Origin of the sequence: uncultured Bacteroides sp. (assembly GCF_905207245.1) — a bacterium.
Lineage (GTDB): Bacteria > Bacteroidota > Bacteroidia > Bacteroidales > Bacteroidaceae > Bacteroides.
Genome location: NZ_CAJLKP010000049.1, coordinates 38,614 through 46,737, shown reverse-complemented (window position 1 = coordinate 46,737; position 8,124 = coordinate 38,614). Strand labels below are relative to the sequence as shown.

The 8,124-nt window shown below is 47.3% G+C and carries 7 protein-coding genes; 6 read left to right on the top strand and 1 reads right to left on the bottom strand.

The window, feature by feature from the left end; genetic code table 11:
- Positions 1–197: 197 nt before the first annotated feature.
- Complete coding sequence (locus QZ135_RS15230; RefSeq protein ID WP_294611021.1) at positions 198–1,046, bottom strand: patatin family protein; 849 nt, start codon at positions 1,044–1,046, stop codon at positions 198–200.
- Between the two features lie 94 nt (positions 1,047–1,140).
- On the opposite strand from QZ135_RS15230, the gene QZ135_RS15225 reads away from it, so the two are divergent.
- The 6 genes from QZ135_RS15225 to QZ135_RS15200 all read left to right on the top strand — a co-directional run bounded on the left by QZ135_RS15225 (position 1,141) and on the right by QZ135_RS15200 (position 8,118).
- Positions 1,141–2,328: a C1 family peptidase gene (locus QZ135_RS15225; protein ID WP_294611018.1), complete on the top strand. Its 1,188-nt coding sequence runs from the start codon at positions 1,141–1,143 to the stop codon at positions 2,326–2,328.
- Between the two features lie 396 nt (positions 2,329–2,724).
- On the top strand, positions 2,725–3,618 hold the full coding sequence (locus QZ135_RS15220) for an electron transfer flavoprotein subunit beta/FixA family protein (RefSeq protein ID WP_117986404.1): 894 nt from the start codon (positions 2,725–2,727) through the stop codon (positions 3,616–3,618).
- Positions 3,619–3,710: 92 nt separating this feature from the next.
- A complete protein-coding gene (locus tag QZ135_RS15215; protein ID WP_294611010.1) occupies positions 3,711–4,730 on the top strand; it encodes an electron transfer flavoprotein subunit alpha/FixB family protein in 1,020 nt (339 codons plus the stop codon).
- A 13-nt stretch (positions 4,731–4,743) separates the two neighbouring features.
- On the top strand, positions 4,744–5,385 hold the full coding sequence (locus QZ135_RS15210) for an energy transducer TonB (protein ID WP_294611007.1): 642 nt from the start codon (positions 4,744–4,746) through the stop codon (positions 5,383–5,385).
- Positions 5,386–5,405: 20 nt separating this feature from the next.
- Positions 5,406–7,112, top strand: a complete 1,707-nt coding sequence (locus QZ135_RS15205) for an acyl-CoA dehydrogenase family protein (protein WP_294611004.1) — start codon at positions 5,406–5,408, stop codon at positions 7,110–7,112.
- Positions 7,113–7,296: 184 nt separating this feature from the next.
- On the top strand, positions 7,297–8,118 hold the full coding sequence (locus QZ135_RS15200) for an endonuclease VIII (protein ID WP_294611001.1): 822 nt from the start codon (positions 7,297–7,299) through the stop codon (positions 8,116–8,118).
- Positions 8,119–8,124: the final 6 nt, after the last annotated feature.

Sequence of the window (8,124 nt, the reverse complement as noted above, 5' to 3'; positions counted from 1 at the left end):
AAGTCTAAACGGTCGGGGAATAATAAAATTTCACCCTCATTATATTGTTTAAATTGAACTTTTTGCATATCTTTGACTAAGTATATTTTATGCGTTTGGTAGCCTAAATATACATAAAAGTTCTCTCATATCAGTGGATAGAGAGAACTTTTTTTCGAGGGGGAGCTTTTTAGTCAACCCCACAATACCTTAATTAATCACTGAAAATCATACTTCGCCGCGCACGCATAGCCTTCCTCATACAAATCGGTCAGCTTCTGAATATCCCGTTCGATGCGGTCTACCATCACAGGTTTCTGTGGACGGATTACAGTTATTTCTCCCGCCTCTTCCATGCGCTCCACCATCTCCAGTTGTTCATTGTACACACGGCAACGGCAACTCAGCGCCTCACGCATCTTCGGGTATTTACGGTAGAGGAAAGAGGGAATGTGTATGTCCTTCGCTTCCTTGCGGTATCCACGGTTGCGGGTAAGCACCACCACATTATGCGTGAAACCCTCATTCCGGGCACGCATCAGGGGGATGCTGTCCACAATGCCCCCGTCGAGCATCGGCACATCGTCCACATAAGCAATGGGGCATACAAACGGAAGGCTGCTCGAAGCACGCACAATGTCAATCACCCGACCTTTATCCTGCTTTTCCTCAAAATAGTTCGCCTCGCCCGTCACACAGTTCGTAGTGACCATTTCATAACGTTCCGGAGAACTGAAATAGGCCTCGTAGTCATAAGGCAGAATATGCTCGGGGAACTCCTGGAACAGCAAGTCAAAGTCCATGATATTACGTTTCTTCAACAAATATTTCAGACCAATGTACTGATACTTCTCCAGCAAATCAATGTTACTGTACTTGGCGCGACCACGCTGACCGGACATATAAGAAAGTCCGTTACAGGCTCCGGCGCTCACTCCGATAGTATAGGGGAAGCGGATGCCACGGTCCATAAAGCTATCCAGCACACCGCAAGTGAACACTCCGCGCATGCCGCCACCTTCAAGAACCAATCCTGTTTTTGGGTTGATATGTATCTTTTTCTCCATAATTATCTGATAAAACGCTTCAAAGATAGCTTTTGTTTCCGAAATCTCCCTATCTTTGTGCCAGTAACAATCAATTAAAATCAATTTAATCATGATGAAAAAGTCAATACTTATTGCCACTTTAGGCTTATTAAGTTTCAATGTGTCAGCACAAGACACTCCGAAGGCGGAAGAAGGCTTTATCTTCACCACCGTCAAAGAAAACCCGATTACGTCTGTTAAAAACCAAAACCGTTCGAGCACTTGCTGGAGCTTCTCGGCACTTGGTTTCCTCGAAAGCGAACTGCTGCGCATGGGCAAGGGAGAGTATGATTTATCAGAAATGTTTGTAGTGCACCACACAATGGTAGACCGCGGCGTGAACTATGTACGCTATCACGGCGACAGTTCTTTCTCACCCGGCGGAAGCTTCTACGACATCATGTTCTGCCTGAGAAACTACGGTCTTGTTCCGCAGGAAGCTATGCCGGGCATCATGTACGGTGACACGCTGCCGGTACACAATGAACTGGATGCCGTGGCCGGTGCTTACGTAAACGCTATTGCCAAAGGCAAACTGACCAAACTGACTCCGGTATGGAAGAAAGGCTTATGCTCTATCTATGATACTTACCTCGGCAAATGTCCCGAAACTTTCACTTACCAGGGTAAAGAATATACTCCGAAGACTTTTGCCGAATCTCTCGGCATCAATCCGGATGATTATGTATCTCTGACTTCATTCACTCACCATCCGTTCTACACCCAGATGAACATCGAAATCCAGGACAACTGGCGCAATGGTCTTTCTTACAACCTGCCTTTGATGGAATTCATGTCTGTCATCGACAATGCCGTTAACAACGGTTACACCGTAGCCTGGGGTAGCGACGTCAGCGAAAGCGGTTTCACTCGTGACGGCATCGCCGTAATGCCCGATGCTGACCGTGGTGCCGAACTCACAGGTTCTGACATGGCACGCTGGACTGGTCTTACTGCTGCCGACAAGCGCAAAGAACTGACTTCCCGTCCGTTGCCGGAAATCACCGTTACTCAGGAAATGCGCCAGACTGCATTCGACAATTGGGAAACTACCGATGACCACGGTATGCTTATCTACGGCATCGCCAAAGATCAGAACGGCAAAGAATACTATATGGTGAAAAACTCCTGGGGTACCAACAACAAGTACAAAGGCACTTGGTATGCTTCCAAGCCCTTCGTTGCTTACAAGACTATCAACGTTCTGGTACACAAAGATGCAGTGCCCAAGGCGCTGTTGAAGAAGCTGGGAATTAAATAAAAGATGAAATATGAAGTGTTAAGTATTAAGTGCGTTACTTTACAGCGCAGCTTAATACTTAATACTTCTCTTTTCATCATCCTGCTATTAATATATTCCGTGAACTTCTCCTTGTAGTTCTCTCCTACCGGAATGTATGTTTCTCCAAAAGTACACAATACTGTATTTTCTGCACTTTCATAAAGCAATCCTCCTCTTCTTATACTCTTTCTTTTGCTCAAAACCTCCCCGGATGTGCATTTTTTGCCCTCATTTCTTGTCAGAACGAACAGTTTGACTAATTTTGCACGCTGATAATTAGTTAACCGGACAATTTCAGTAGCTGGACTTTATGACCTCCTACTCCTATTCCCGGCGCTGACATATTGAAAAATACTAATACTAAATATTAATAACATGAGTTTGAAAATCGTAGTATTGGCTAAACAAGTTCCCGACACACGCAACGTTGGGAAAGATGCCATGAAAGCCGACGGCACCATTAACCGCGCGGCACTCCCCGCCATCTTCAACCCCGAAGACTTGAACGCCCTTGAGCAAGCCCTCCGACTGAAAGATGCACATCCTGGCTCCACCGTAACCATCCTTACTATGGGACCGGGACGCGCAGCCGAAGTAATTCGTGAAGGACTGTTCCGCGGCGCCGACAATGGCTATCTGTTGACCGACCGTGCTTTTGCCGGTGCAGATACCCTTGCCACTTCGTACGCCCTTGCCACTGCCATCAAGAAGATAGGCGAGTATGATATCATCATCGGCGGACGCCAGGCCATCGACGGCGACACAGCCCAGGTAGGCCCGCAGGTTGCCGAAAAACTCGGTCTGACGCAGATTACGTATGCCGAAGAAATCCTGAACGTTGAAAAGACCACCGGACGCGTGGTTGTGAAACGTCATATCGACGGAGGTGTGGAAACCGTAGAAGGCCCGCTACCCATCGTCATCACCGTAAACGGAAGCGCAGCACCCTGCCGTCCGCGCAACGCCAAACTGGTACAGAAGTACAAACGCGCCCTCGGTGCACAGGAAAAAGCCGCCATCACCAAAGAAGGCGCTGTCCTGCCCTATGCCGACCTCTACGAGAAGTATCCTTATCTGAACATCACCGAATGGAGCGTGGCCGACGTTAACGGCGACCTGGAACAATGCGGCCTCAGCGGCTCGCCCACCAAAGTGAAAGCCATTCAGAACATCTCCTTCCAAGCCAAGGAAAGCCGCACGCTGACCGGAAGCGACCAGGATGTAGAAGACCTTATTGTTGAACTACTCGCCAATCATACGATTGGCTAAGCTACGAGCAACAAGCGACAAGCTACAAGTTGCTGCGCCATTATCCTGAATAGCACTTGTAGCCCGTAGCTAGTAGCTAAAAACTAAAAAATATGAATAACGTATTTGTATATTGTGAGATTGAAGGCACCGTAGTTGCCGAAGTAAGTCTCGAACTCCTTACCAAAGGACGCAAGTTAGCTAATCAACTGGGCTGCCAACTGGAAGCCGTGGTTGCCGGTACTAACCTTGCAGGTATCGAAAAACAAGTATTGCCTTTCGGCGTCGACCGTCTTCACATCTTCGACGCTCCGGGCTTGTTCCCCTATACTTCACTGCCCCACTCTTCCGTACTCATCAACCTGTTCAAAGAAGAAAAACCGCAAATCTGCCTTATGGGTGCCACCGTTATCGGCCGCGACCTCGGCCCGCGCGTTTCTTCCGCACTGACCAGCGGACTGACTGCCGACTGTACTTCACTGGAAATCGGCGAGCACGAAGACAAGAAAGCAGGCGTAACGTATGAAAACCTGTTGTATCAGATTCGCCCCGCCTTCGGTGGTAACATCGTGGCAACCATTGTCAACCCCGAACACCGCCCGCAGATGGCAACCGTTCGCGAAGGTGTGATGAAGAAAGAAATCCTCGATGCCAACTACCAGGGCGAAGTTATCAACCACGACGTTGCCAAGTATGTGCCCACTACGGATTATGTAGTGAAAGTCATCGACCGCCACGTAGAAAAAGCAAAGCACAACCTGAAAGGCGCGCCAATTGTCGTAGCCGGTGGTTACGGTATGAGCAGCCGCGAGAACTTCGATATGCTGTTCGAACTGGCTAAGGAACTCCATGCCGAAGTAGGAGGTAGCCGTGCAGCCGTTGATGCAGGTTTCTGCGACCACGACCGTCAAATCGGTCAGACGGGTGTTACGGTACGTCCAAAACTCTATATCGCTTGCGGTATCTCCGGACAAATCCAGCATATCGCCGGTATGCAGGAGAGTGGTATTATCATCTCTATTAATAATGATGAAAATGCTCCTATCAATACCATCGCTGATTATGTAATCAACGGTACGGTAGAGGAAGTGATTCCGAAAATGATTAAGTACTACAAGCAGAACAGTAAGTAAATTTACAAACGAAATGAAGGGAATCGTTATTGCTTTATGCTTATTCTGCCTATGCGGAATGCTGAATGCCCAGAGCAAATTTCCGAAAGATGGCAAGCATGTCTATTCATATGCCAATGGGCAGGATAGTGTGATTTGCTTTTACAAAAACGGAAGACCGGTAGGACAACGAACGGAGTACTATCCGGATGGGCAACTGCGCCTGACTCTTACATACAAAGCAGGACACATACAGAGTTTAAAGCAATATTATGAGAATGGAGCCTTAAAGCGGGAAGAAGTCATGGATAAACATTCCGCCACAGGGCATCTGTATGATATTGACGGAAAAGAACTGGATTTCATCCCATACATGGAACTGCCTCAGTTTCCCGGAGGAAATGCAGAGCTCATGAAGTTGATAGCTCAATACACCAAGTATCCCCCGCAGGCCGTAAAAGAAAAAAAGCAAGGATTGGTCGTCATAAAATGTTCGATAGACAAAGAAGGCAATCCTAAGAATGCAAAAATTGTAAAGAGCGTTTCTCCGGAACTGGACAAAGAAGCTATGAGAGTAGTAGGGTTCCTGACAATGACTTACAAGTTTACTCCCGGGAAAATAGAAGGACAACCGGTTAATATGAACTTCAGCATTCCCGTAAATTTTCGTTTATAATAAAAAACAATAGAAATAATATGGCTAATTTTTATACCGAAGTTCCTGAATTGAAGTTCCAACTGAACAACCCGATGATGGAACGTATCTGCGAGCTGAAAGAGCGCGGATACGAAGATAAAGACAAATTTGACTACGCTCCGCAGGACTACTCGGATGCGATGGACTCTTATGATAAGGTGCTCGAAATCACCGGAGAAATCACCGGAGAGATTATCAACCCCAATGCCGAAGGTGTAGACGAAGAAGGTCCTCACTGTGCCAACGGCCGTGTGGAATATGCCAGTGGTACGAGACAGAATCTCGATGCCATGGTGAAAGCCGGACTGAACGGTATGACCATGCCCCGCCGTTTCGGTGGACTGAACTTCCCCATCACTCCGTACACCATGTGTGCTGAAATCGTGGCTGCCGCCGATGCTGGTTTCGGCAACATCTGGTCTTTGCAGGACTGTATCGAAACACTGTACGAATTCGGTAACGAAGATCAGCACAGCCGCTTCATTCCACGTATCTGCGCCGGAGAAACCATGTCAATGGACTTGACCGAACCCGATGCAGGTTCCGACTTGCAGAGCGTAATGCTGAAAGCGACTTTCGACGAGAAAGAAAACTGCTGGCGCCTGAATGGCGTGAAGCGTTTTATCACAAATGGTGACGCTGACCTGCACCTCGTTCTGGCCCGTTCGGAAGAAGGAACAAAAGATGGCCGTGGTCTTTCTATGTTCATTTACGACAAGCGTGAAGGTGGCGTAGACGTGCGCCGCATCGAAAACAAACTCGGTATCCACGGTTCTCCTACTTGCGAGCTCGTTTATAAGAATGCAAAATGCGAACTTTGCGGTGACCGCAAGCTCGGTTTGATTAAATACGTAATGGCATTGATGAACGGCGCCCGTCTGGGTATTGCCGCACAATCGGTAGGTTTGTCACAAGCTGCCTATAATGAAGGTCTGGCATATGCAAAAGACCGTAAGCAGTTTGGCAAAGCCATTATCGAATTCCCGGCAGTATATGACATGCTGGCTATCATGAAAGCCAAGTTAGATGCAGGTCGCGCCCTGTTGTACCAAACTTCCCGCTACGTAGATATCTACAAAGCATTGGACGATATCTCCCGCGAACGCAAACTCGCTCCGGAAGAACGTCAGGAGCAGAAGAAATATTCCAAACTTGCTGATGCCTTCACTCCGCTGGCAAAAGGTATGAACTCCGAATATGCCAACCAGAACGCTTACGACTGTATCCAGATTCATGGTGGTTCAGGCTTCATGCTGGAATATGCTTGCCAACGCATCTACCGCGACGCCCGTATCACGAGCATTTATGAAGGTACTACACAGTTGCAGACCGTAGCTGCCATCCGTTATGTAACGAACGGTTCGTATGCCGCTACTCTCCGCGATTACGAAGCAATTCCCTGCAGCGAAGAAATGCAGCCACTGATGGATCGTCTGAAAGAAATGACGAACAAGTTCGAGGCTTGCACCAATGCAGTGAAAGAAGCCCAGAACCAGGAATTGCTGGACTTCGTAGCCCGTCGCCTTTACGAAATGGCAGCTGTATGCGTGATGTCTCATCTTCTCATTCAGGATGCTACCAAAGCTCCCGAGTTGTTTGCTAAATCAGCCGTTGTTTATCTGAATTATGCAGAAGCAGAAGTAGAAAAACACTTCAACTTCATCCGCAAGTTCAAGGCTGAAGAGCTGGAAAGCTATCGCAAGTAATTGACTGACGAATAAGATAAAGAAGGCTGCCTCCACAAAGAGACAGCCTTCTTAGTTTATATAAGTCAGGATAAAAGTGTGAGAGTTGGGATATATAAACCAATAAATAATAATAAAAACAATGCTGCATGTCTGTAAATCAGATTTTTTCGTGTACATTTGTCAAAATCCAAATTAGACAGCTATGATAGAAATTCCTGAATCTACTACCATCAGCCGCCAGGCTACAGAGGTATTGAAAGGCAAAATCGTTACCGATGTGATAAACGCCACCAGTCCGCACCGCTTTGCCTGGTTCAATGGAGACGCAACAAAATATCCGGAGCTTCTGATAGGAAAAAACATAGAATCTGTCAATGGTTACGGCTCTTTCATCGACATCCGTTTCAATGACGATACCCATCTGGCCATCGGTGACGGCACCCATATGAAATATTACACCGCCACAGAGAAATGTCCTACTAAATTTCAGTTACTCATCGCTTTTGAAGATGACACCTATCTCGTCTTCACAGTGGCTATGTATGGCGCCATCTATGCTTTTAAAGGAGAGTTTGATAATATCTACTACCGTGGCGGCATAGAAAAAGCCTCCCCAATGGAAGACCGTTTCGACTTTCCTTTTTTTGAAAACATGATTGCGGGCATCGGAAAAGACATTTCGGTGAAAGCATTGCTGGCTACGGAACAACGCATTCCGGGACTGGGCAACGGTGTATTGCAGGATATTCTGTACAATGCCCGTATCCATCCCAAACGAAAAATCAGCACCTTGTCCGCCGAAGACAAGGAACGCCTTTTCCATGCCGTCAAAGACACGCTTGCAGAGATGATTGAAAAAGGAGTGCGCGATACAGAAAAGGACTTCTACGGAATCCCCGGCAAGTACATAACCCGGCTTTCCAAGAATACCTACACGAAGCCCTGTCCGCAGTGCGGCTCACGAATCATAAAAGAAGCCTATCTGGGCGGCAGCGTCTACTATTGTCCATGCTGCCAGCAATAAAGGCAA

Excerpts from the sequence above, each read along its gene's own strand:
- QZ135_RS15225 (WP_294611018.1), top strand. The coding sequence starts at position 1,141 with ATGAAAAAGTCAATACTTATTGCCACTTTAGGCTTATTAAGTTTCAAT.
- QZ135_RS15215 (WP_294611010.1), top strand. The coding sequence starts at position 3,711 with ATGAATAACGTATTTGTATATTGTGAGATTGAAGGCACCGTAGTTGCC.
- QZ135_RS15210 (WP_294611007.1), top strand. The coding sequence starts at position 4,744 with ATGAAGGGAATCGTTATTGCTTTATGCTTATTCTGCCTATGCGGAATG.
- QZ135_RS15230 (WP_294611021.1), bottom strand. The coding sequence starts at position 1,046 with ATGGAGAAAAAGATACATATCAACCCAAAAACAGGATTGGTTCTTGAA.
- QZ135_RS15205 (WP_294611004.1), top strand. The coding sequence starts at position 5,406 with ATGGCTAATTTTTATACCGAAGTTCCTGAATTGAAGTTCCAACTGAAC.
- QZ135_RS15200 (WP_294611001.1), top strand. The coding sequence starts at position 7,297 with ATGATAGAAATTCCTGAATCTACTACCATCAGCCGCCAGGCTACAGAG.
- QZ135_RS15220 (WP_117986404.1), top strand. The coding sequence starts at position 2,725 with ATGAGTTTGAAAATCGTAGTATTGGCTAAACAAGTTCCCGACACACGC.